The sequence below is a fragment of the Vibrio satsumensis genome, from assembly GCF_050337435.1.
Lineage (GTDB): Bacteria > Pseudomonadota > Gammaproteobacteria > Enterobacterales > Vibrionaceae > Vibrio > Vibrio satsumensis.
The window spans coordinates 79,858-101,112 of record NZ_JAKJSX010000003.1 but is presented as its reverse complement, the minus strand read 5'-3'; the positions used below and the strand labels follow the sequence as shown (position 1 = coordinate 101,112).

Here is a 21,255-nt window from a genome sequence, read left to right as displayed (position 1 = left end):
TGTCTATTCTCTCTATCGATTACTTTAAGACGACATAAAAAAATGGCCACATCATTCGATGCGGCCATTTTCAAAATTTGAAGTCAGTTTAAGGCTTAATGCTCTCTACTACTCAGAGCACTTTAAAACTTAAAGCATTTTACGAGCAGCTTCTACAACCACTTTGATTGAACGAGCTTCTGTTACTTTTAGTGTGTCGTGGTCTGGAATCTCTTTTTGAGTACGGTTGATGATTACACCAGCAACACAACCCGCTTTAAGGCCAGAGCTTGCACACATTGTTAACAGCGTTGCAGATTCCATTTCGAAGTTCAGAACACCCATGTCTTGCCATTCTTGCATAGAACCTTGGAAGCGCTTAACTACGCGACCAGAGAACGTGTCGTAACGCTCTTGACCTGGGTAGAAAGTGTCACTTGAAGCTGTTACGCCCATGTGAACTGCTGCACCTGATTCTTCAACTGCCGCTTTCATTGCTGTTGCCACTTCGAAGTCAGCAACTGCTGGGAACTCCATTGGAGCAAAGTGCAGGCTAGCGCCGTCTAGACGAACAGAACCAGTAGAAACAATCATGTCACCCACGTTTACGTGAGGTTGGATAGCACCCGTAGTACCAACACGCAGGAAAGTGCGAACACCCAGTTGAGCTAGCTCTTCTACAGCGATAGAAGTCGATGGACCACCGATACCTGTTGAACATACAACAACTGGCTTACCGTCTAGTTCTGCGCGGTAAAGTGTGTATTCACGATGGCTAGCAAGAAATACTGGATTCTCCATCTCTTCTGCAATTTTTTGTACACGAGCAGGATCACCAGGGATGATCGCAAGAGTAGCACCGTTAAGATCTGCTTCAGTAACACCTAAATGGAAAACAGCTTGAGACATAGTTCGCTCCTTTTGGCTTATTGGGCTTTTTACCCTTATTTAAGCTCATAGTAAATTCGTGGGGTACGAACACACTCTAACCAAGCTAACCACAAAATGAAGTGATACTCGTCACATGAATGATCGCAACAAGATTTCAAGTTTCACGAAAAACCGATTGGCATCACAAAAATAAGCAATCCATACGCCTGTGTTGCATACTAATGAGACAAAAAGCGCCTTTACCGTATTACCGCTAAAGGCGCTTTTTATATTAAGAATGCTCTATGTCGGTGAGCTCGATTTAATCCGCTTTAGATTTGAATCGAAGCAGGCGCAGTGCGTTTAATGTCACCAAAGCTGTCGCACCACTATCGGCTAACACAGCAACCCATAAACCGGTAATACCAAGCAAACTGGTCACCAAGAATACACCTTTCAAACCGAGCGCTAGAGCAACATTTTGACGGATGTTGTTCATAGTTGCTTGCGATAGCTCAATCATCGCTGGCAATTCTGTTAAGCGGTTATGGGTTAGTGCTGAATCCGCCGTTTCCAAGGCGACATCAGTCCCTCCGCCCATTGCGATGCCGACATTCGCCGTTTTCATTGCTGGCGCATCATTGATGCCATCACCAACCATTGCAACGTGCGACTGTTGAGATAACTCCTCAACGTAAGATACCTTGTCGCTTGGTAATAGACTTGCCTTGTACTGCATACCAATCTTGCTACTGATCGCTGCGGCACTGCGTGGGTTATCGCCAGTCAGCATGATAGATTGAATGCCCAAGTCATTAAGTCGCTCAATCGCAAGCTTAGCGTCACTGCGTAACGTATCTTGCCAAGCAATCAAGCCAATCACTGCCGTTGCGTGTTCTGTTGATTCTTCTTGATCTTTAAGCTCAAGAGCAACCACAACCGTCTTACCTTCGCCTTCTAATGCTTCAACCTGAGAAACCACATCGACACCAAGTTCGAACGTGACTTTAGACGGCGACAGAACCTGATACTTAACACCATCAACATCACCTTCAACACCACTGCCAATCAGCGCTTTCTTGTTGTGTGATTCAGGAATCTCAATATTCAGATCTTTTACTTTAGCGACAAGTGACTGCGCCAACGGGTGAGTAGAGCCAACTTCAATCGCTCCAACCACACGCAGCATCGCATCTTGTTGCCAACCCGATAGAGGCTGAATGTCCGTAACCTGGGGCTTACCTTCGGTCAGTGTGCCCGTCTTATCGAAGGCAATAGTTTGGATTTTGCCAAGCTGCTCCAGTGCTGCACCGCCTTTAATTAGTGCACCACGTTTCGCTGCTGCCGCTAAACCAGAAGTAATCGCTGCTGGCGTCGAGATAACCAAGGCACACGGACAAGCAATCAACAATAGCGCTAGGCCACGGTATACCCATGTTTCCCAAGGTTGAGCGAACAACAGTGGTGGCGTGATAATAACGAGCAAAGCCACCACCATCATCAATGGCGTGTACCAACGGCTGAACTTATCAAGGAAACGTTCCAGTGGTGCTTTACGAGACTCTGCTTCTTCAATCAGGTGAAGAATACGGTCGATTGCGTTTTCACCTTGTTTTGAAGTGATGGTTATACGAACCACTTTGTCCACGACGACGGCACCAGCCATAATACTGTTACCTTCGGCGTGTTCAACAGGAACAGATTCACCGGTTAACGCACTTTCATCAAAGCTTGCCGCGTCTGTAATCAATTTGCCATCAGCAGGCAAGCGAGAACCTGCTGCGACTTCAATGATATCACCAGGAACAAGCTCACTTACTGCCACTTCAACACGTTCACCGTTGATAATCTTGGTCGCGTTCTCTGGCACTAATGCCATTAGCGCTTGAACGCCACTTCTTGCTCTAGATGAAGCAAACGCTTCTAAGCGCTCACCAATCAAGAACAATAATAGAACCATCGCCGCTTCCGCGGTTTCACCCAGGTACAAAGCACCCAGCGCGGCAACACTCATTAAGGTTTCAATAGCAAACGGTGTACCTGAACGTGCCAACTGAACCGCTTTCTTCGCCACCGGATATAAACCAAGCAGACAAGTTACCGTAAACAAGCCTTCACTTAATTGAGGAGAGGTACTTTTCAGAAGCGCAGCAAACAGCATTGCCGCTGCAATCGCGATAATCTGTAAATTAGGTTGGATATGAGCTTGCCAAAAAGTCTCAGGCTGTTGTTTTTCTTTCTTAGAACCAACTTCCGTTAATGGGAAGCCAGTTTTGATAGAGACCTGTTCAATAGTGTTGGCAAGGCTTTCATTATCGAATTTCACAACCAGCTTTTCGGTAGCAAAGAGAACCTTCGCTTGAATAACACCGTCAATATTGCTGATCGCGTTTTCTATTTTTCTTGCACAAGCTGGGCAGTCCATTCCGGCAACCAACCAACTTTTGGAAAATTGGGCGTCGAGAGATAAGGTTGAGGACTGACTGTCTTCTTCTCCACTATCCGACGAACTACAACAATCATCTCCAGACGGTGACGGAGCAGCAGAAGAGCTACAACAACCAGATGAGGTACCTGCTGCTGTGATACTTGAAATTTTAGGGCTAGAGCAACTTGCTCCTGCCGCTTGAGGTTGAACGTCCACTTTTGCTGAGCGGCACGCTGCATGTTTTGCGCACATAATGTATCTCCTTAATACTCAAAAGCCTTGAGGTTGTTGCTAACTCACGAGCAACAGAACCTTAAGTTCACCAAAAGTATAAACCTTGGAGGCTACTCCAAGGTCAAGAAGAAGTTATCGAGAAAACAAAAATATTATGCCAGCGCCAATGGCTTACGGAGATTTAAGCTCCGCACACTCTTCACGATTCGCCGATACATCATCAATAAGAACCGCATCGTGTGAACAAAACGGCTGTGTGTTCAAGCTGACAATCGACACATCGTCTTCAACTGGATCAACTTGAGAACCTTGCATCAGCTCAGTAATATGATGTCGAAGTACCAAAATACCTAAAATCCCGAACAGAACATTACCTAACGCTTGTCCGTACAAAACCCCCAAAGCGCCATACCACTGAGAACCTAGATAGACGAATGGTAAAGTACCTAACGTCGCTTTGCCCAAATTCAACGCCGTTGAGTAAAGCGGTTTACCTAGATTATTAAAGGAGGTATTGGCAACAAATAGCGCGCCGTTAAAGGTGAAGGTTAACGCCACATAGGTACAGAAAGCCGCCACAATGATTGCCGCATCACCTTGTAAGCTAAAGCCTTGAATGACATAACCTTGAACGAGGTACAACAGAATACAAACGGCAATAGTATAAAGTGTCGTCACCAGCAATGAGTTATTAAGTGTTTCTTTAACTCTGTCCATGCGTTCTGCACCAAAGTTCTGACCAATGATTGGTCCCACAGCGCCAGACAAGGCAAAGATAACCGCAAAACAAACCGGTGTTAGACGACCGATCACGGCAAAACCCGCGACAAAATCCTCACCATATTGTGCGATACCTGTCGTCACAATCGCATTACCGATAGGCGTTGCGGTATTGGTGATAATCGCAGGCAGCGCAATCGCCAATATTGGTCGAATATTAAGGCGCCATTGCACAAACGAAGGTGGAGCCACCAGCTGATGGCTGCGAATCAAAGGATAAAGCGAGAAGAACAGCACCGAGAAGCGAGCAACAACCGAAGCGATAGCTGCCCCTTCGATGTTCCAACCAAAACCAAAAATAAACAGAGGATCGAGAATCGCGTTAACAATACCGCCCGACAAAGTCGCCCACATCGAGCGTTTCGCATCTCCTGCCGCTCTTAAGCCCGCACCCGCCGCCATCGCTAACGCCAAAAATGGACCACTCGGTAGCAAAATCTGTAGATACGCTTGAGCACGCTCAGCAGCAATCCCTTTTGCGCCTATCGCGGCTAACAGCTCTGGAATATAAGCGAACATGATTGCAGTTACGGTGGAACTGATAACAAACGCAGTCAGCATGATGCTGGTGCTTAGATTTCGAGCGTGTTCTTGATTCTTTGAGCCAATAGCTTTGGAGACTAATGCGCCCATGGCAATCGAAGTACCAATCGAAACAGAGGTAGAGAAAAAAGTCAGCGTACCTGCAAAGCCCACTGCCGCGGCCAATTCAACCTGCCCGAGCATACTGATGAACAGCATGTCGAGTAAATCTACGACAAATAACGCCATCAAACCGACAGAGCCAGCCCCCGACATCACCAATATATGGCGCATCGTTGAACCTTCAACAAACTTTGCCGTTTGATTTGACATGAAACCTCCAAAAGTTGGCATACCGCAAACTAAAGCTTAATAAACTAGTCAACCACAAGTTGGGGATCCACAAAGAAAGGATCTATCTAGAAAAGCTCTATACAGAAAAAAGGCGCTAGTGCGCCTTTTGTCAATTATGGGTATTGATAAAAATAATCGTTCTTAACACCTTACTATACAGGATGTTTGAAACATTCATCTAAGTTCTTGCCGATTGCTCTCAAAACATCGGTTCGGGTGATCATACCGACCAGCTTCCCGTTATCAATTACTGGGTATGCCTTAGGTTTACCAACTTGCATCATGTCCGCCAGCTCAATAATAGATAATTCAGGTGAGACAGACAGTACTTCTTGATACATGCAGTCACCCACAATGTGTGTGTCTTGGCAGAAATAGCTCACCTTCACCAGCTTCTCGAGTAAATCTTGCTCAGAAAGGAAACCAATCACTTGCTCATTATCGTCAATTACGGGTCCACCCATATGGTGGCTACGCATCACTTTGTCTAACGCTAGACTTAACGGCATATCAGGAGTAAATGTCACAACCTGTTGCGTCATATAATCTTTCACTTTAATAGAATGCATTGCGTTCTCCCTAAATACTTTGCGTTATATATTTTTCTATCTTGTTAAGTTAATTGTTGTCTAAAATCTTGATTTTACTAAATGGATTTCAACAATTTTATTGATAGGCAAAACCTAACAAGACAACAAAGCGAGACAAACAAAGGCTTGAGCACGTTTTAGACCACCAGAAAAAAGGGGGAAAAGAGCCCTTACAAAGCCTTACTTTTCCTTGCTTAACCTTACTTAGCCGAACTAGCCTGAGTAGATAAACCCTGTAATCTTCACCGCACTAATAATTAGAAATCCGGATTTAGGAAGTTTATGCAACACGACAACAACATGTACGCGTATGTTTATGCAGGTAACGACGGCACAGAAAACACTCTCATCGCCACTATCGATAATCAAGAAAAACCGCTTATTTCAAGCTGCGTTGATGAGATAAAACGCATGTCGTGCTTAGCCATTGACTTAGCAGCAAAACACGACCTAAGAGTGAAGCTGGTGAAATACCAAAGAGAACAAGAGATTGACTTCGGCTTGTTCGTTAAATAGCAGACTCATCACACATGTCTTGACAGTCAAGCTCAACAAGCATTGTCAGCGACACATGAATACCGTATTTTGTGGCAAGTTCTTGAGCAGGTAATCACATTGACGATGATTACCTGCTTTAACCGATAAGCGCTCGAATTGGACACATCCGTCGCACCGCTTTTCATTGTCTAAACGGTTCACTATGACTTTGCTTCGTTCTCCTCAAACTGTTCTATCTCACTTTATACCTAAGCTAAAAAGCTACTTTAGCGAATTGTTAGATTTCCAATCACGTATTTGGGTGGTTCATATCTTTGAAGACTCCTTCACCGATCAGTCCTTTGTGATTAATGAAGATGGCTTTAAAGAGCCGTTAGAGTGGATGAAGAAGCGAGCCTATCAAGCAGCAATGCTTGAACGAGTTGAGAAAATGAAAATTTCACAAGTCATTGAGATTCAATTTGAAGGCAAGATGCATCGATTGATGCGAGTAAAGTAACTCTTATTGCTTGAGCATTCACGAAAGCCCTTTGCTAGAAATCAAGCACAAAAAAGGCCAGCACACGCTGACCTTCTCTCATTGGTTAAAAACCATCATCTAACTCGCACAATACTCATGCCACAGGCGCACCGCTTTCTGGTATGCCTCAGTTTTATCGTGCGTTTCTGCAAAGAGAATAGCTGTCATGCTGTCAACAACGGTATTCGCCATTAACGCCATCTCTTCAGCCGGTGTACCAAGTACACATTGACTAGGAATTGGCAGCTCTAGGTTCATCATCTCTTCCCAGTAGAACGATTCAACTTTGTCAGGAGAGCTCATCCAAACCGTTTGGCTAACTTTAGGGTTATATTCCGACTCACCATTCATCCCTTTGAATGAAATCACCGAGTGGGATTTATTACCAATGACATGCTCAACTTCCGCATGAAGCTGTGGGAAGCCAGGATGGAAACTGCCACGCAGGCCTAAACGGCCACCACCTGGGTTCAATGCTCGAACCACAGTGTTGATTGGTGTGCGCAAACCGTAACGGTGTTTCCAGCCGATCATGGTCTGAGCTTCTGGTGCAAAGTTGGCAAGCGGTAAATAGGCGATACCATCAGATTCAAGGATCTGCTTCGCGTCTTCTGGATCTTTCGCACTACGCACACCGACACACTCAAGGTGAGTCTCTACGTGCGTGCGGCCACTTGGTTTATCCATATAGCCATGCATCAATACCTTATAACCGTCGGCAGCCAATATCTTCGCAGCAAGCAAATTCCACGGCTTACCACTGGCAGTATCATTACGTTTACCGGCGTAACACGGCCAGTCAATATCTGCGCCTAAGTCTGGCACTCGTGACTGAAAGGCTTTTACAAAGCCAGCAATCTCTTCATTGGTTTCATTCTGCACACGAATCAACATCAGTAGCATCGCCATTTGGTCGTCACCGACCTCTCCGCTTAAATACTCATCCATGATGCGGTAGGCTTGTTCGAACGACAAAGGCTTACGCCCTCTTTCTCCTCGTCCAACTGTACGAATACACTCTAAAATACTACTCATTGATTGTTTATTCTCTTCCGTTGATATCAATAAAATTCGAATACGTTTTCGATTCTATGATACCCGCAGTCCATTGCAAAGCGATTCAACAGCTGCTCCCTAATTATCAATACACAGATTGAGGTAAAATTAACGTATGCAGCGCACCTTGATAGGTCAAACAAAAATAGAACCCTGGCAAGTTTCATCGGGTTTGATTAGAGATGCTGAAACAAGTCGTGTATTATCGGAACGTTTGCACTTTACCTATTTTACGGTTAGCGGTTGCACAATTTTATTCGCACCAACACACGTTCATATACCAAGACTAAGAATTGATGCCAAAGTTGATTAACAAAATTTGGGTACACGCTTTCATGCTCTTCGCTATGCTAATGGCCACCATTAGTGTGGACAGCATCGCGAGCAGCAATGCTCTGCAAGCCCCTCAAGCTCAATCAACTTCCACCAATAGCTTCTCTTTCTCTGCTTCTAACATCAGTTCTGTAGAAAGCGCCCCTACACCTTTTCCCAGCGCACAACCCAACGTTGAACACCATTGCTGTGGATCAGTCTGTCTACTGAAAATGCCACCACTTATCGTTTCTGAATCTTTCGATACGCAGATTGAATCGCTGGCATTGATAGAAAAAGAGCCTTCACACAAAGCGATCATTGCACCACAAGCGCCATATCGCCCTCCTATTTCTTAATCGTTTGTCCCTATTTGGCAATATCTGCCGCCAAGATATAACAGCGCATTTGCTGTATCTAATGACATCCGAATTTAGGAAATGAACACATGAAAAAACTATTTAGCCTCTTTGCCGCTCTTATCTTGAGCGCTTCAGTAAACGCCGCACAATTTGAAGAAGGCACGCACTACAAAATCCTTGATGTAGCGAAGGCCGACAAGCCTGTCGTAACCGAATTTTTCTCTTTCTATTGCCCACACTGTTACAAATTTGAAGGGGTGATTAAGTATCTAAAAGAAGACTTACCAAAGTCAGCAAACTTCCAAAAAGTACATGTCGCTTTTATGGGTAACAACATGGCCGTGCCAATGGCAAAAGCTTACGCGACCATGATTGCTCTAGACGCTGAAGAAAGTATGGTTCCTGCGATGTTTGCTCAAATCCATGAGAAGCAACAAACACCAAAAAATGAAGTAGAGCTGCGTGAAGTTTTCATTGATAACGGTATCGATGCGAAGAAGTTTGATGCGGCATACAACAGCTTTGCAGTGAACTCGATGCAAAAACGTTTCGATAAAGAGTTTGAACAAAGCACACTAACAGGTGTTCCTGGAGTTCTGGTTAACAACAAATACATCGTGAAACCGGACCAAATTAAGAGCTACGAAGAGTACAACCAACTAGTGAATTACCTGCTAACTCTTTAGCAATAACTAGGGCCTATTTTAGATATCTCAAAGTCAGCGATTTCATCGCTGGCTTTCTTATATATGATGTTTCCTAGCCACTCACCAATCCCGTCAATACGCTTGGGAAGTATTGTTAACTGGCATCCTCCATAATTTTTCATATACTGCACTCAATTAAGCTATCCACTGTGCTGTAGCATTCCAAATAATAGCACTCAAATATTGGGACCTTTATGATCATTCTGACCACTAACTTTGGCGACATTGAAATTGAACTGAACCTTGAAAAAGCGCCAGTAACGTCGAAAAACTTCCTTAAATACTGCCAAGATGGCTTCTACGAAGGCACGACATTTCATCGTGTTATTGAAGGTTTCATGATTCAAGGTGGTGGGCACACTATTGACATGACAGAAAAACCAACTCGCGCACCCATCGTCAATGAAGCAAACCGTGGCTTAAAAAACGTGATCGGCTCTGTCGCTATGGCTCGTACCGACGCCCCACATTCTGCAACAGCGCAGTTCTTCATCAACCTTGATGACAACGACTTCCTAGATCATACCTCAACGACGAATGCTGGCTGGGGTTACGCGGTATTCGCTAAAGTTTCAGCAGGTATGGACGTGGTAAACAAAATCGCTGTAGCGCCAACAACCACTCGCTGGGGACACGAAGATGTGCCTTGCGAAGATATTGTGATTACTAAAGTCACCATCAGCGAGTAAAAAGCACGGGGTCACAAGTAACAAACGCCCCCCTGCCCACCATCCCGAAGTGGTGAGAACTTTTCTCACCATTTTTTATTGTCGATGTTATCAACTGTACTCATTTCTGTACGGTATATTTATAGGGTTAACCATTCCCTTACTATTAATCAGTATAAATGACGTGTTATGCTCCAGATCCGCAAGCTCCCATAGCACTGCGATCAACCTTACATTGGACGTAACTCTCTACATGATTCGACACTCTTTTTGGACAACAGCCCTTTTCTCTTCTGTTGCCAGTTTCTCTAGTTCAGCATTCGAAGTTGATACGCGAGAATCCCAAGAACCAGAACTCGATGACCAATTTCGTGTTATCGCGATCCCCTTTTATGACCCGAGTGTAGATACCGGGCTCTCTGTGGTTCCCATCTATAACTTCTACGCCGATGGCGAAACTAAGAACGCTTCCACGTTATCAGCGACACTGACTTACACACAGAACGACAGCTATTACATCAAAGGTAATGCGGAACTATTGCTGAAAGGAGATTCGGTGAGATTCAGTGGCGAAATGGGGTTCTCTAGCACTAACATAACCTTAGTCGACCTTGTTGATACCAACCATCAAGAGTACGCGTTCGATGGCGATTTCTACTTCAAAGTATATGACAATATCTATCTAGGTATGGGGTTAGACTTTTCCACGGCTCGCTATTTGGCAGACACTCCCCGCAACAAATTGTTGTTGAAGTTGACGGGTTTTAGCGAAGAATATGAAGCCGATACTGGCGCTAAACTTTCATTCTTATGGGATGAGCGAGAGCATTACTATTATCCGTATCATGGCTTTTTGTTTGAGCTCACGTATGAGAACCACGGGACTTGGTTAGGCAATGATGAAGATGCTACCTACTCTTCACTGTTTTCAGACTACCGTTTTTTCTACAGTTTAACGCACAATGACAACCATATTATTGCCAGCAGGTGGGTTACTCGCTACCTACTTGATGCTGAAAATGCCCCAAGCAGTGCATACAGCACTTACGGGCGACAAGGTCGTAACGTGCAACGAGGCTTTGTTGCAGGGGATCACATTGCCTCTCATATGACCAACCTAGAAATGGAATATCGCTACTCACTTTCTGGCTCATCGATCAACTTCCTAAACAACGTGTCAGTGGTCGGGTTGACCGGTGTCGGCAAAGTATTTGGTGAGAGGCTCAGTCCAAAAGATCCCTATCATAGCTTTGATGATGGTGATCTTTTATCGATGATTGGACTTGGCTTACGTTATCGCTTGATGCGTCAAGAGCGTATTAATGTGCGTATGGATTTCACCTACAACAGCGAAGATGAAGTATTGGCGTACTTTAGCTTGGGTGAGAACATCTAGTTTCGGTGTCACTGAATCAGGATCCAATAGACAGATTCCCAATGTATTAGCTATCCAGAACCCTCTTAAAAACTTTCTGCGTAGAAAAGTCCAATCAACACCGATAGTTCTCACCATACTCTCCGGAAAAAAAATCATTGAGAGTCAAAGGATCATTTTAGAAATGGCAGTCAATTAGCTTTTTCATCAAATAGAAAATCATTGTTGATGCTAATTGCGTTCATATTAGTTACGATGACAATAGTTGTAATGTCATCGTAAGAATTAGGTACAAGCGGATGTCAGTAGAATTTGATAGACAAAATAGCTTTGGATGGATGATCAATGTAATCGCCAACAAAGCGAGTAAAGATTTCGACCTAGAGCTGAAGAAGCACGGCCTAACCATCGCATTGTGGCCAACATTGATGTGTCTATGGGAAGAGGAAGGTATTACTCAGCGTGATATCGCGGCAAAATCCAAAGTCGAAAATTCAACCACGACACGCACACTAGACAAGTTAGAAAAGCTTGAGTTGGTTGAGCGTAGAGCCGATCCAAACAGCCGTCGCTCTTTCCGAATCTACTTAACCGAAAAAGGCAAAGCTCTCGAAGAACAACTCATCTCTATCCCTGCTCGTTTAAACAAAGAGTTAATGAGCGAGTTGGACGAGCAAGAGCAACAACAAATACTCAAGCTACTTCAGAAAATGGTCGCGGCGATTTAAGCGTACATTAGAGAACAAGCAACACTCGGTCTCGCACCGAGTGTTTTATTGTCGTCTCGACCACTTAATATAGCAGAACAGTGAAGCAATAATCACAGCTCCACCTAGCAGCTTTTGCATCTCTACACTTTCGTCTAACACACTCACACTCAGTAACAGCGTCCATACTGGCTCAAGAATCATGATCAATGCCGCTACTTCCATGTTGACAGAGTGTTGGCCGACGGTTTGAAGCAAGTAACGAATAGAAGTCGCAATAACCGCAGACACGATAAACCAGAAAACTAAGGTTTTGGTTATTTCGAACTCCGGCTGAGCGGTCATCGAAGTAAAGGCTAAACCACTCACGCCCACCACAAACAACTGCACACAGATTGATGCGATAGGTTTGATATTGGTAATCACGCGCTTGTTCATCACAAAATGAACGGACAACAACATCGATGCTAGCAGAAAGTAAATCTGACTCTGCTCGACATGCCAGCCGTTACCCAAAGTCAGCAACAGCATGCCGATAATCGCGATGGGGAACGACATCCAAAACGCACGATTAGGCTTAACTCGAAACAAAATCCAAGACACAAACGGTGCAATGATCATCGCGAGGCTCATGATGAATGCCCCTTCCGATAAGCTTTCTGTCACCGATACCGCAAACACCCATACCTGCAATGAGGCAGACAACAGCAAACCCACTCCGCAAAGAGAAAGTATCTGCTTGAACGAAAGCTTACGAATATGATGAATACAAAACGGAAGTAAAATCAGGCTTGCCACAACAAACCGCACACCAATGAACACTGGTCCTGGCATTTCTAATACCACCAGCTTAGATGCAATCCATCCAACCCCGGCTAACAGGGTGGCAAATAGGAGATAAAGTTCCCCACGCATCGCTTTCACGTTCATCATTTTATTCGGTCCAATAACGAAAAAAGCAACCTGGCTCTGCTAGGTTGCTTTTTATAAACATTCAACAGGATCAAGATACTATCTCAATACTCTGCTTCAGGCAGCTGTTTTTAGCCTGCGTATTCTGGGTAATCCGTTAAACCTTTTTCAGCACCACCGAACAATGTGTTTGGATCGTGCGCCGCAAGTGGGTAACCATTTTGAATACGAGCAGGTAAGTCTGGGTTAGCAACGAACGGACGACCAAAACCAACCATGTCAGTTACGCCTTCAGCAACCGCTTTTTCGCCACGCTCGCTATCGTATTTACCCGCATAAATCAGAACACCTTGATAAGCATTACGTACTGCTGATTTAAAGGTTTTTGGTGTTTCAGGTGCATCGTCCCAATCGACTTCTGCAATGTGCAGGTAAACAATTTTGTATAGATTAAGTAGTGCTGCCGCCGCTGTGTAAGTCTCTACTGGCGTAGCATCAACGGTACCATTCAACGATGTAAACGGAGCAAGACGCACACCAACGCGGTCAGCACCAATCGCTTCAACCATAGCCTCAACCACTTCACCTAGGAAACGTAAACGGTTTTCGATTGAACCACCGTATTCGTCAGTGCGATTGTTTGCTTCAGAATCGATGAATTGGTTGATTAAGTAACCATTCGCGGCGTGAAGTTCAATACCATCAAAGCCCGCTTCAACCGCATTCAAAGCCGCTTGGCGATACTGTTCAACCACTTGTTTGATGTCTTGTTTCGTCATCTCACGAGGTTCAACCACATCTACAAAGCCCGGTTCATCAGTGCCGTTATCGATGAATACTTTTACGTTTTCTGCTTTAAGTGCAGAAGACGAGATTGGCTGTTCACCGCCGATGTTATCTGGGTGTGTTACACGGCCTACATGCCAAAGTTGAGCGAAGATAACACCCTCTTTGTCATGTACTGCATCGGTGACTTTTTTCCAACCAGCAATCTGCTCATCAGAATAGATACCCGGAGTCCAAGCATAGCCTTGACCCATAGGTGAAATTTGCGTGCCTTCAGCGATAATCAAACCTGCAGAAGCGCGTTGAGCGTAGTAAGCCGCCATCATGTCGTTTGCTGAATTACCAGGTTGCGTTGCACGAGAACGCGTCATCGGAGGCATAACAATACGGTTTTTAAGCTCGATATTACCAAGTTGAATTGGTTGAAATAGTGCGTTTGTCATTGTTATATCCTCGATTAACCTAGTTGAATCAGTTCGATTTGGTAGCCGTCTGGGTCAGTAATGAAGGCAATGTGTGTTGAACCGCCTTTCACTGGACCCGCTTCGCGAGTGACGTTGCCACCTAGCGATTTGATCTTGTCGCATGCTGCGTAAATATCTTCTACACCCAATGCCAGATGACCAAACGCGCTGCCCATCTCGTACCCATTCGTATCCCAGTTGTACGTTAGCTCGATAGTCGTGCCGCCTTGCTCGTAACCAACAAAAACCAATGTGTAGCGGTAGTCTTTGTTTTCATGGCGTTCAAGTTCCTTCATTCCCAATACCTTGGTGTAGAACTTGATAGACTTGTCTAAATCAGTAACTCGGATCATTGTGTGTAGGAATTTCATATTTCACCCTTATTAGCACCACAAGCATGGCGCCGTTATTATTTTAAGTGGAGGTTATCCACTAATCTCTGAGTGAAATAATACGATTCTTCGGGGAATTAAGGAAATTATCAAAAATTCTCAATGTGATAATTTTTTGTTATGAACCTCATAACTAACACGAACTCAATGACACAAAAAAGGGAAGCCAATGCTTCCCTTCGGGTTAGATTCCAATTAAAACCGCAAGCGCCTATCTTTAAGCGCCTTCGACATTGCATCTGACGTACTGATGACTTGTTCTCTGAACCATTTATGAGCAGGGTCACTGTTCTGCTTCTTCAACCAAATCAGGTAGTGAGATATCGGCTGATATTCAAAGGGTGGTTTGAACAGCTGCAAACTTAACTTTTCTTGGAACTGCACGGCCATAGATAAAGGCACTACAGTAATGTAATCGGATTGGCTACACAGCAAGATATTACTGAACAGCGAGCGTCCATGAAACACGATTTTACGTTGGGATAAATCCAAAGACGTATAGTGATTCAAACTGCGAACTTTGCGTCGGGTTCTGTCTAGTACAGCATGTTTTTCACTGAGGAACTGCGCTTCGCTGATTTCCCCTTGAATTCGCGGGTGATCAGATCGACATACGATCACAAACTCCCCATCATACAAGGTTTCAGTGACGATACTTGGATGTTCAGGCACCACAATATCGATCATCGCATCAAACTCTTGAGTCAAAAGATCTTCGTAAATTCGCTCATCACTGTCTGGTTGATCAAAGACTTCTAGCGACAAGTTTTGATTAGGAAGCGCCGCGAAACTGTTGAGCAGAACCCACTGTAAGTGCTCAGGTGCAGAAATCACAAACTTACGCTCAGAGGATTGCTCATCAAAATTAGCCATCGACTGAAACACGCCATTGAGTTCATTGATCGGCGTTTTTATCTGTTCGTATAAGCTTTGGGCATAAGACGTAGGCGCAACACCTCTTCCTTTACGAACAAAAAGCTCTTGGCCGATCTCTTTTTTTAGGCGCGCTAATGCGGTACTGATGGTCGATTGATTGGTACTGAGTTGATCCGCAGCCTTACTCAAACTGCCCTGCTCCATCACCGCAGAAAACACGGCAAGTAGGTTGAAGTTGGGAATGTCATTGCTCATATATCATTACTCATTACTCATTACTCATTACTCATTAGGCGACCATGAGCACTATGCTATCGTAAAAACGATTAAATAAAATAACAATCCCTCGTTTGACGTCGCAAATTGAGACAGTAGCACCCCTTCATATCGATCACTTTTGAAGAAGGGCCTCATCGATGAGTGGTTCTCCAATAACAACGAAAAATGCACAATTGTCTCATTTGTCATGACACTGTGTTGAGTGTCATTGAGATATACATTTGAGTAACTAGCGCTACAATATTCAAATTGAATCTTCTACGAAGGGAGCTTATCTAAAAACTAAACCCATATATTTGACACATCATCGGTATAATTTTCTAACCTTTAGTGAATATTTTTCCGACAGGCAAAACTTATTATCAGTCATCTATAATTCATCATTCATATCCATCACTCCTTTTATTGTAAAAACTGTGTAAAAAGATTAATTTCGACAAATTACTTATTGATGCTTTTATTAATCATTTCATTGATCCAAGCCAATTTAACTCACAATGTTTTAAAGCCGAATTTGAGCGCTAGCAAATAATTCAACCTGCCAATTCAGAACCACAACAACTCATCGTAATTACGATATTATCAAATCGTATTTCTGGGTAGATACCGCTCAAAACTCTTCCTATTATCCTGCCAACAAATCAATTATTAACCCAAACAGAAAGCTGACGAATATTTTTACTGCAATGTGTCAACTGCCATGGAAGAGCCCCTCGATAATTGAGGTATTACACATAATAACGACAGCGGCTAATAAAACAGGTCGAATATATTTTCGATAGCCAAATAGCCATTCAGTTTACGTCTGCCAACAAGGATTGATTTGTAATGAAGCACATTAGCTTCTTGATACCGAGAATCCGTTGTCTGGACTGCGTAGTATCACTTTAAATACCATCTAATACTTTTGTTTATTATGCGCATCAATCAACCCACATAATAAACACCTACTTTTTAAGATGTTGTTAAAGTTAAACTTCTAGGCTGCAAATTCTCTCTTCTTATTTATGTAGGTTGAGATATGAACTTTATAAAAATCGTTTTCCAGAAAATCTGGGCCATTGTGATGGTCTTGGTCAAATTCTGTCTGTTTATGGCAGTGATGTTTGCTGGTGCATGGGCGCTTGCACCATTAGGCACAATCCACTCTAAAGACATCGACATGTCTCAGTTCAACAACCACCCCAATGAAATGATGATGAACTTCTTCCAGATGGAGTACTTCTCTGGCTACTTGTTCTCAGTGACAATTGCTGTGGTATTAGCCGGTGTTTACGGCATGTGGCAGTTACATGAACTGGGTGTGCATAAAGCAAAAGAACACAAAAGCGCTCACGTTCAAATCGTGTTTGCACTGTCACTTTGCGGACTCTTCATCAGCAAAACATTCTGGGTTATCGCCTTGGTTATCGCGCTAGCGAACTGGAAACATATTGGTCAATCACTGAGTGATGTGATTCGCCGTGGTGTACAACCTAAACGAGACGCGACTAATACAGAGGCCTCCGTAGTCCACGTATCACCTGAAGAACCAGTAACGGAGCCGTCTCAAACCAAACAATCTCCAGTAGAACAGTCTCCAGAAGCTCAGCCTTCAAAAGAAAAGACTCCAACAAATAAAGAGGTCGCATAATGAAAGAGATGATGATTCCATACATCCTAATTGTATGGTCACTATTTGCGACAGGCGCACTTAAGAAGAACTTCAAGAACTACACCTGGGCTGCCATTGGGGGTGTAACGATTCTTGCAGTATTAGCAGTAATCTCTCGCTTGTGGGCACCCGTTGATTTAACCAATTCAACCACAGTCAAAGCACCACACGCGGTGATGTCACCTATCTTTGGTCAGCAGATCGACCAAGTGCTTGTTGAGCACAACCAAATGGTTAAAGAAGGCGACATAATCTACACTCTCGTCGACATCAATTCTGCCGCAGATAAAGCCAAGATCGAATCTTCAATTGTTCAGAAAGAAGAACAAATCAAGCAGATGGATCGCGATTTAGAGCGTGCTGAAACGTCACCTGAAATCTTCAATATGCGTGACGTAGAAAAGTACGACTCAGATCTTCGAGTACTGCACGCTGAACTTGTGTCGCTAAAAGCCGATCTACAAAAAGTAAATTGGGCGCAAGAGAAGAAAACCATTAAAGCTGAGTTTGACGGTCAGGTATCGATAGTGAACATTGCTGAAGGTTCTGTAATGGGTAATATGCACCTCTACAACACCAGCAAAAAGTTTCTCGAGATGCGTATTTCAGACCAGACTTACGGCTATGTTCAAGTAGGAGATTTCGCTGAATTCTTCGTTGATGCATACCCAGGTCACGTGTTCCGAGCAAAAGTACACAGCTTCAATGCCGGCACCGGTGAGTCGAGTATTTCTCCACTTCAGGGACCACAAAGCGTCGGCCAACACGTGGTAAGAAACGGTAATGGTTTAGGTCGAACTATCGTACTTGAGATCATCGAACCAGAAGGTTTCAACATCCCAATTGGTTCAACTGGCGCGGCTTGGATCTCGGCTGAGAAACCACACCCGTTCTGGGGCTTCATTGATGTAATCGGCGCAGCAACGGTTCGTCTACAATCTTACAAGTCATACTTAGGTGCTTGGTAAGCTCTTAGTAAACGATTAGCTCTTGGTAAACGAATAAGTCATCAATGATGTGACTGTTATTCTCTCGTATAACAGCCACTCATTAACCTGCGACTAGTTTCCTCAAAATGCCCCGAAATTCGGGGCATTTTTGTATCCGTTACAAGCTCGACTGACTAATTGATTTAGATCAATATAAATCGCCAATATAATCATTAAATAAATAAACCATCGAAAAAGCGATAGATTGAAATCCTTTTACCGCGTAGATAGCGGCCTCTTCCACCTTTATCATTTGGCTCAAGAAATCCAATTCCTGTATCCAAATATAAGGTCACTACCATGACTAATACATTTAAGAAAATGGCGCTTCCTGTTGCTATCGCAAGCGCTTTATTTGCTGCTGGTTTTGCATCTGCAACGCCAACTGTAGAAGCGACATCGAAAGTAGGCCAAGAACTTCAGACAGCAAATGCTGCGCAATACCAAGACATTGACCTTGATGCTCGCTACAAAAGCGAGGTTCTATTCGAACACAAATCAAACATGTTCTGGGGCACAGGCGAGCGTATCCAAGTTGTTTCTAAAACTGGCCAGTCTCTGGCTTACACAGAAGAATCTGACCACGTTCATCCAACTCTAACTAAGCATGGCCGAAAAATGGACCAAGCAATCATCAAAGTTGATGACAACATTTACCTTGGTTACGGTTTTGGTCTCGATACACCAGTAATGATCGAAGGTACTGACGGTATCATTATTGTTGATCCAGGTGAGTCGGTAGAAATGGCTCAATCGGTTAAAGAGCAGTTTCGTCAAATCACAGACAAGCCAGTTAAAGCCATCATCTACTCTCACAACCACATCGACCACATCTCAGGTGTGCGTGCATGGGTAACGGATGAAGAAGTGGCATCAGGTGAAGTGAAAATCATCGCAGAAGAAGGCCTAACCGCGGCAGTGGCTAACTGGTCTTCAAACTTAGGTACTCTATTTGGTCACCGCACTTCTTACACAGGCGCTAAGCACGTAGAAGAAGGCGAGCACGGCACAGTAAACGATGGCCTTGGTCCACGCTTCATGCAAGGTGCTATCTCGTTCATTGAACCAAACCTGCTTGTACCAAGCCAAAGCCACATCGAAATCGAAATTGCTGGCGTGAAAATGCACATCGAGAACGTGCCATCTGAAACTAAAGATGAGTTAGTGGTTTACTTCCCAGAGCAGAAAATCCTGCACGCAGCTGAAGTACTTCAAGGAGAGAACTTCCCTAACCTTCACACAATCCGTGGTACTAAATTCCGTGACCCATCAATGTGGTTCAAAGGCATCGACGTAATGCGTAAGTTTGATACTGAGATCATGATTAACTCTCACGGTCGTCCTGTTGAAGGCAAAGAAGCGGTATCTGACGTATTAACGGCTTACCGTGATGCGATTCAATACACGCATGACCAAACTATCCGTTACATGAACAAAGGTATGACGCCAGATGAGCTAGTTGAAGTCGTTAAACTTCCGAAGCACCTTGCAGAACACCCGTGGTTAGGTGAGCACTACGGCACTGTTGCACACGCCGTGCGTCAGATTTACGTAGGTTACAACGGTTTCTTCGAAGGTGACCCATGGCAGCTAGAGCCAATGGCTTACGAGCAACGCGCTAAAGCCTTCGTAGAGGTCATGGGCGGTCGTGACAACATCCTTACGACTGCACAAGCAGCAATTAAGGCAGAAAATTACACATTTGCAGCAGAAATTCTTTCTTACCCGATCACGGTAAACAAGCAAGATATGGAAGCTCGCGAAATGAAAGCACAAGCTTACAAAGCATGGGCTGCTGACCAAGTGAACATCAACTGGCGTAACTGGGCACTTAACGCTGCTGCTGAACTTGAGAACAAGCGTGACTTCTCTAATATGATCAGCTTCGCTTCTGTTGACGTTCTTACTGCGCTACCAAGCAAGCAGATCTTCGACATGATGACCTCAACGCTTATCGCAGAAAACTCGTTAGACGTAAACATGATGCTAACGTACAACTTCTCTGATACGAACGAAGCATTCACTATCGAAATCCGTAACGGTATTGCTCAGTTACACGAAGAAGCAGTGAAAGGTGCAGACGTTCAAATCGACACTACTCGTGCCGTACTGAACCAAATATTGATTGCGGGTCCAAACGCTCAACAAGTGATTGGTACTAACCTACAGTCTGGTGCATTCAAGTTCTCGAATGGCGACATCAAAGGCTTCGGTCAATTCATGAGCTACTTCGATAAGCCAATGACTCCAGAAGAGATCATGCTCATCGTTCGCTAATAATCAAATGCTGCTAAGGATGGCGAGTCGATAACTTAGGGACCCATTGTGGTCCCTTTATCGTTTATTTATTGGTACAGTTCGCAACCTTAACTCAACGATCTAGGTCTATTGTTGGAGTAAGGAAACTGCCCTGCTTCTTTTAAGGTTCACACATGCTAAAACGTTTTTTTCTTTTGCTTTCACTCAGTTCTTCTCTGGTATTAGCTTGCGGCTTACACCAAGAAACCGGATTTAGTTTAGTGACAGAGCCCGGTTCACTGGAGGTATTTGGCAATGTCATCACAGCAAGGCAAGATGACGAGTTCGGAAACCTAGATAAACCGGATCATTTCAAACTGTTTTCGATAAAGTCAGCACTCGCAAAGGCGCATCCGAGTAAGATTGAATTCAACTTATTTGAAGCGATTAAAGGTCACTACAGCCAAATCAGCATTGAAAAAGGCGTGAACATTTCAGGAAGAGACACTTTGCCGACAGAGAACGATTTATTACTTATTACAGAGCTCGACGTGTTCGATGCATTAGCGAACGGAACGATATCTTGGGATCAAGCAACACTGAATGGATTAGTGGTAATCAATGGCCCTCAAGACAAACGAGAGCAGCTTGAAGATTGGATTAGTGATATTTTTGAAGGGTAATAACTTAAAGCGGGACAGAT

At 44.1% G+C, this 21,255-nt stretch carries 20 protein-coding genes; 11 read left to right on the top strand and 9 right to left on the bottom strand.

Annotated features, from left to right (window positions below; translation table 11 throughout):
* Positions 1-129: 129 nt before the first annotated feature.
* From udp to L4C44_RS00610, 4 genes are all read right to left on the bottom strand, one after another.
* Positions 130-888, bottom strand: coding sequence for a uridine phosphorylase (udp, locus tag L4C44_RS00625; RefSeq protein ID WP_061018938.1), 759 nt, complete (start codon positions 886-888; stop codon positions 130-132).
* Positions 889-1,171: 283 nt separating this feature from the next.
* Positions 1,172-3,529, bottom strand: coding sequence for a zinc/cadmium/mercury/lead-transporting ATPase (locus L4C44_RS00620; RefSeq protein WP_146491827.1), 2,358 nt, complete (start codon positions 3,527-3,529; stop codon positions 1,172-1,174).
* Between the two features lie 153 nt (positions 3,530-3,682).
* The gene (locus L4C44_RS00615) at positions 3,683-5,146 is read right to left on the bottom strand and encodes an MATE family efflux transporter (RefSeq protein WP_285952903.1); all 1,464 of its coding nucleotides are present in this window, start codon (positions 5,144-5,146) and stop codon (positions 3,683-3,685) included.
* A gap of 173 nt (positions 5,147-5,319) precedes the next feature.
* Complete coding sequence (locus tag L4C44_RS00610; RefSeq protein ID WP_060982864.1) at positions 5,320-5,736, bottom strand: CBS domain-containing protein; 417 nt, start codon at positions 5,734-5,736, stop codon at positions 5,320-5,322.
* A 303-nt stretch (positions 5,737-6,039) separates the two neighbouring features.
* Between L4C44_RS00610 and L4C44_RS00605 the strand changes: the two genes are divergently transcribed.
* Positions 6,040-6,273, top strand: a complete 234-nt coding sequence (locus L4C44_RS00605) for a hypothetical protein (protein ID WP_146491825.1) — start codon at positions 6,040-6,042, stop codon at positions 6,271-6,273.
* 184 nt (positions 6,274-6,457) lie between these two features.
* Positions 6,458-6,754: a hypothetical protein gene (locus L4C44_RS00600; RefSeq protein WP_285952901.1), complete on the top strand. Its 297-nt coding sequence runs from the start codon at positions 6,458-6,460 to the stop codon at positions 6,752-6,754.
* A gap of 99 nt (positions 6,755-6,853) precedes the next feature.
* Here the strand turns inward: L4C44_RS00600 and L4C44_RS00595 are convergent, their stop codons facing one another.
* Positions 6,854-7,840 (bottom strand): glycosyl transferase family protein, encoded by a 987-nt coding sequence (locus L4C44_RS00595; RefSeq protein WP_428804169.1) that lies wholly within the window; start codon positions 7,838-7,840, stop codon positions 6,854-6,856.
* 287 nt (positions 7,841-8,127) lie between these two features.
* Here L4C44_RS00595 and L4C44_RS00590 point away from each other — a divergent pair, with 287 nt between their 5' ends.
* The 5 genes from L4C44_RS00590 to L4C44_RS00570 all read left to right on the top strand — a co-directional run bounded on the left by L4C44_RS00590 (position 8,128) and on the right by L4C44_RS00570 (position 11,983).
* Positions 8,128-8,502 (top strand): hypothetical protein, encoded by a 375-nt coding sequence (locus L4C44_RS00590; protein WP_060982868.1) that lies wholly within the window; start codon positions 8,128-8,130, stop codon positions 8,500-8,502.
* An 89-nt stretch (positions 8,503-8,591) separates the two neighbouring features.
* Complete coding sequence (locus L4C44_RS00585; RefSeq protein WP_428804168.1) at positions 8,592-9,191, top strand: thiol:disulfide interchange protein DsbA/DsbL; 600 nt, start codon at positions 8,592-8,594, stop codon at positions 9,189-9,191.
* Positions 9,192-9,406: 215 nt separating this feature from the next.
* Positions 9,407-9,901 (top strand): peptidylprolyl isomerase, encoded by a 495-nt coding sequence (locus L4C44_RS00580; RefSeq protein ID WP_285952898.1) that lies wholly within the window; start codon positions 9,407-9,409, stop codon positions 9,899-9,901.
* A gap of 232 nt (positions 9,902-10,133) precedes the next feature.
* Entirely contained in the window at positions 10,134-11,276 is a 1,143-nt protein-coding gene (locus L4C44_RS00575) for a BamA/TamA family outer membrane protein (RefSeq protein ID WP_285952897.1), read from the top strand.
* 278 nt (positions 11,277-11,554) lie between these two features.
* Positions 11,555-11,983: a MarR family winged helix-turn-helix transcriptional regulator gene (locus tag L4C44_RS00570; RefSeq protein WP_052879847.1), complete on the top strand. Its 429-nt coding sequence runs from the start codon at positions 11,555-11,557 to the stop codon at positions 11,981-11,983.
* A gap of 45 nt (positions 11,984-12,028) precedes the next feature.
* Here the strand turns inward: L4C44_RS00570 and L4C44_RS00565 are convergent, their stop codons facing one another.
* From L4C44_RS00565 to L4C44_RS00550, 4 genes are all read right to left on the bottom strand, one after another.
* Positions 12,029-12,895: a DMT family transporter gene (locus L4C44_RS00565; RefSeq protein ID WP_428804167.1), complete on the bottom strand. Its 867-nt coding sequence runs from the start codon at positions 12,893-12,895 to the stop codon at positions 12,029-12,031.
* Between the two features lie 110 nt (positions 12,896-13,005).
* Positions 13,006-14,103 (bottom strand): alkene reductase, encoded by a 1,098-nt coding sequence (locus L4C44_RS00560; protein WP_146491819.1) that lies wholly within the window; start codon positions 14,101-14,103, stop codon positions 13,006-13,008.
* 14 nt (positions 14,104-14,117) lie between these two features.
* Positions 14,118-14,495: a lactoylglutathione lyase gene (gene gloA / locus L4C44_RS00555; protein WP_428804166.1), complete on the bottom strand. Its 378-nt coding sequence runs from the start codon at positions 14,493-14,495 to the stop codon at positions 14,118-14,120.
* A 216-nt stretch (positions 14,496-14,711) separates the two neighbouring features.
* On the bottom strand, positions 14,712-15,647 hold the full coding sequence (locus L4C44_RS00550; protein ID WP_428804165.1) for a LysR family transcriptional regulator: 936 nt from the start codon (positions 15,645-15,647) through the stop codon (positions 14,712-14,714).
* A 1,045-nt stretch (positions 15,648-16,692) separates the two neighbouring features.
* Between L4C44_RS00550 and L4C44_RS00545 the strand changes: the two genes are divergently transcribed.
* The 4 genes from L4C44_RS00545 to L4C44_RS00530 all read left to right on the top strand — a co-directional run bounded on the left by L4C44_RS00545 (position 16,693) and on the right by L4C44_RS00530 (position 21,235).
* Positions 16,693-17,304, top strand: coding sequence for a magnesium transporter (locus L4C44_RS00545; protein WP_327784026.1), 612 nt, complete (start codon positions 16,693-16,695; stop codon positions 17,302-17,304).
* Positions 17,304-18,293, top strand: a complete 990-nt coding sequence (locus L4C44_RS00540; protein ID WP_327784027.1) for an efflux RND transporter periplasmic adaptor subunit — start codon at positions 17,304-17,306, stop codon at positions 18,291-18,293. Before L4C44_RS00545 ends, L4C44_RS00540 begins: the two co-directional genes overlap by 1 nt.
* Before the next feature lie 321 nt (positions 18,294-18,614).
* Complete coding sequence (locus L4C44_RS00535) at positions 18,615-20,591, top strand: alkyl sulfatase dimerization domain-containing protein (RefSeq protein WP_327784028.1); 1,977 nt, start codon at positions 18,615-18,617, stop codon at positions 20,589-20,591.
* Between the two features lie 155 nt (positions 20,592-20,746).
* Positions 20,747-21,235, top strand: coding sequence for a hypothetical protein (locus L4C44_RS00530; RefSeq protein WP_428804164.1), 489 nt, complete (start codon positions 20,747-20,749; stop codon positions 21,233-21,235).
* Positions 21,236-21,255 lie beyond the last annotated feature (20 nt).

Coding starts and splice junctions, on each gene's coding strand:
- L4C44_RS00575 (WP_285952897.1), top strand. CDS start 10,134: ATGATTCGACACTCTTTTTGGACAACAGCCCTTTTCTCTTCTGTTGCC.
- L4C44_RS00620 (WP_146491827.1), bottom strand. CDS start 3,529: ATGTGCGCAAAACATGCAGCGTGCCGCTCAGCAAAAGTGGACGTTCAA.
- L4C44_RS00535 (WP_327784028.1), top strand. CDS start 18,615: ATGACTAATACATTTAAGAAAATGGCGCTTCCTGTTGCTATCGCAAGC.
- L4C44_RS00605 (WP_146491825.1), top strand. CDS start 6,040: ATGCAACACGACAACAACATGTACGCGTATGTTTATGCAGGTAACGAC.
- L4C44_RS00550 (WP_428804165.1), bottom strand. CDS start 15,647: ATGAGCAATGACATTCCCAACTTCAACCTACTTGCCGTGTTTTCTGCG.
- L4C44_RS00530 (WP_428804164.1), top strand. CDS start 20,747: ATGCTAAAACGTTTTTTTCTTTTGCTTTCACTCAGTTCTTCTCTGGTA.
- gloA (WP_428804166.1), bottom strand. CDS start 14,495: ATGAAATTCCTACACACAATGATCCGAGTTACTGATTTAGACAAGTCT.
- L4C44_RS00585 (WP_428804168.1), top strand. CDS start 8,592: ATGAAAAAACTATTTAGCCTCTTTGCCGCTCTTATCTTGAGCGCTTCA.
- L4C44_RS00560 (WP_146491819.1), bottom strand. CDS start 14,103: ATGACAAACGCACTATTTCAACCAATTCAACTTGGTAATATCGAGCTT.
- L4C44_RS00570 (WP_052879847.1), top strand. CDS start 11,555: ATGTCAGTAGAATTTGATAGACAAAATAGCTTTGGATGGATGATCAAT.
- L4C44_RS00590 (WP_060982868.1), top strand. CDS start 8,128: ATGCCAAAGTTGATTAACAAAATTTGGGTACACGCTTTCATGCTCTTC.
- L4C44_RS00600 (WP_285952901.1), top strand. CDS start 6,458: ATGACTTTGCTTCGTTCTCCTCAAACTGTTCTATCTCACTTTATACCT.
- L4C44_RS00610 (WP_060982864.1), bottom strand. CDS start 5,736: ATGCATTCTATTAAAGTGAAAGATTATATGACGCAACAGGTTGTGACA.
- L4C44_RS00545 (WP_327784026.1), top strand. CDS start 16,693: ATGAACTTTATAAAAATCGTTTTCCAGAAAATCTGGGCCATTGTGATG.
- L4C44_RS00580 (WP_285952898.1), top strand. CDS start 9,407: ATGATCATTCTGACCACTAACTTTGGCGACATTGAAATTGAACTGAAC.
- L4C44_RS00540 (WP_327784027.1), top strand. CDS start 17,304: ATGAAAGAGATGATGATTCCATACATCCTAATTGTATGGTCACTATTT.
- udp (WP_061018938.1), bottom strand. CDS start 888: ATGTCTCAAGCTGTTTTCCATTTAGGTGTTACTGAAGCAGATCTTAAC.
- L4C44_RS00565 (WP_428804167.1), bottom strand. CDS start 12,895: ATGATGAACGTGAAAGCGATGCGTGGGGAACTTTATCTCCTATTTGCC.
- L4C44_RS00615 (WP_285952903.1), bottom strand. CDS start 5,146: ATGTCAAATCAAACGGCAAAGTTTGTTGAAGGTTCAACGATGCGCCAT.